We start from the raw sequence: 1,970 nt of genomic DNA, 5'->3' as shown, positions 1-1,970 counted from the left end.
GTTTCGCTCCACGCTTCCTCCCCACGGTCGGTCGCCCTTCCGCAGTTGCGCTTCACTTCGCTCGCTGTGGTCAACTTGCCGCGCGACTTGCACCCGCAAGAGTGCGCCCATGCTGGGCGCACAAAAGGGGGCGGCACGAGGCCGCCCGCAAAGCGGGTCTGCACATGGGGGGAGGACGGCACGGCGAGTCGTCACCATCGTGCCGCGTGGAGTACCAAAGCGCTTCCCACCGGGGCCTTCGCGCGTGCCGCCTACGCCTGCCCCCGCCGTGACTCTCTGGAGACAGGATGATGAGCGATCGACGCGACGATGATTTTCGCACGCGCCCCGGCGCCCCGAAGAACCTGGGTCGAGGCTATGTGTCCCAAGTGCTCAAGCAAGTCGGCAAGGCCGGTGGAAAATCGGCGGTGCGTCGCCCTGCGTTGACCACCGGCAAGGGGCGTCCCACGGACCGCAGACCCGGCTCACGGCTCGGTCGCGGACACACCGCCGCGCGCTTCGCCGGCCAGTCGCTGACGCCCTTCTCGCGGCGGGTCACCATCAAGACCTTGCTGGTCAATCATCGACAGGCCAGCCCCCAATCCCTCGCCAAACATCTCCGCTATATCGAGCGCGACGGCGTAGGCCGCGACGGTGAGCCGGGACGAGCCTATGGACCGCAAACCGATGCAGCGGATCTCGACAGCTTCAAGGGACGCTGCGCCGACGATCGGCATCATTTCCGCTTCATCGTGGCACCCGAGGACGGCGCTGCGCTGGACGATCTGCGGACCTACACCCGTCACCTCATGACGCGGATGGAAGCCGATCTGGGAACCCGGCTGGAGTGGGTGGCGGTCGATCACTGGAACACCGACAATCCCCATACCCACGTCATCGTGCGGGGGCGTGACGATACCGGCAACGACCTCATCATCTCGGGCGACTATATCGCCGATGGCTTCCGCCATCGGGCCGCCCAGCTGGCGACGGAATGGCTGGGGCCGCGCACGGAGCTGGAGATCGAGCAGACACTGCGACGCGAGGTCGAACAGGAGCGTTGGACGAGCCTGGATCGTATGCTGCAACGGGTGGCGGACGAGGATCGGCGCGTGCCGACCGCACGGCTCGACGAAGCGGACCTGCGACGCCATCGCCTGCTGCTGATCGGCCGACTTCAGCATCTACAGCGCATGGGGTTGGCGGAGGAACGCCGCCCCGGCGACTGGACGGTGCATGCCGACGCGGAGAGGACGCTTCGTACGCTCGGCGAGCGCGGTGACATCATCCGCACGATGCAGCGTGCGATGCGGGGGCACCCACGCGAATTGGCCATCTTCGAGCCCGGGGAGCAGGACCGCACGATCACCGGGCGCGTCACCACCAAAGGCTGCGGAGACCGGCCTAGCGTATCGCCCGATAGTAGACGGGCAGCGCGTAAGCGGGATCTACCGGCGCAGCGTGATGCTCGCCAGCGGACGCTACGCCATGCTCGACGACGGGTTGGGCTTCAGCCTCGTACCGTGGAAGCCGGTGATCGAGCAGCGGCTGGGACAGCAGATCGCGGTGACGATGCGCGGAACGTGGGCGTCGTGGGAGATGGGACGCCGGAGCCAGTCGATCTGATGGCTGGGTTGAAACCGTGCCAGTAAGACCTTCGCATAAGCGACTCCGTCGTCGTTGCAGGTCGGTACGCGAATAACGGCAAACCTAAAGATTTGCCTTGATTTCCGCAAGTGCCGAAAGAATGCTCTGCAAAGAGGATGCGCCGAAGCCGATGATCAGGAAAGTATCGGTGGTTCTGCTTATTTCATTCAAATGACCGAAATACTGATCGGGATGTGCCACGTTCAACGCTCGCCTTTTACATAGTCTGGCCTGCAAAATTGAATTTGCCGGAATGGACCCAACGACGCAGTCTGGTGCAGACGTAAACGCACATCTCAGCCAGGTCTGCAGCGCACGAGTAGAGGTTGAGGCATGACGTTGAG

At 64.2% G+C, this 1,970-nt stretch carries 2 protein-coding genes and 1 pseudogene; 2 read left to right on the top strand and 1 reads right to left on the bottom strand.

The genetic code is table 11. The annotated features are described in order from the left end of the window. Positions 1-290: 290 nt before the first annotated feature. Positions 291-1,379: pseudogene (locus BVER_RS28705) on the top strand (DUF3363 domain-containing protein); the annotation flags it as partial. After that, positions 1,282-1,605 carry a DUF3363 domain-containing protein gene (locus BVER_RS36620; protein ID WP_440588112.1) on the top strand — a complete coding sequence of 108 codons (324 nt, stop codon included), beginning with the start codon at positions 1,282-1,284 and terminating at the stop codon, positions 1,603-1,605. The pseudogene BVER_RS28705 and the gene BVER_RS36620, both read left to right, overlap by 98 nt. 84 nt (positions 1,606-1,689) lie before the next feature. Here the strand turns inward: BVER_RS36620 and BVER_RS34900 are convergent. Beyond that, the coding region (locus BVER_RS34900; RefSeq protein WP_232316908.1) for a hypothetical protein at positions 1,690-1,970 on the bottom strand (281 nt) is incomplete at its 5' end.

This window comes from Candidatus Burkholderia verschuerenii, from assembly GCF_001189365.1.
GTDB classification, from domain to species: Bacteria; Pseudomonadota; Gammaproteobacteria; order Burkholderiales; family Burkholderiaceae; genus Caballeronia; species Caballeronia verschuerenii.
The sequence above is the reverse complement of the archived record's forward strand: the minus strand, read 5'-3'. Positions and strand labels throughout refer to the sequence as shown.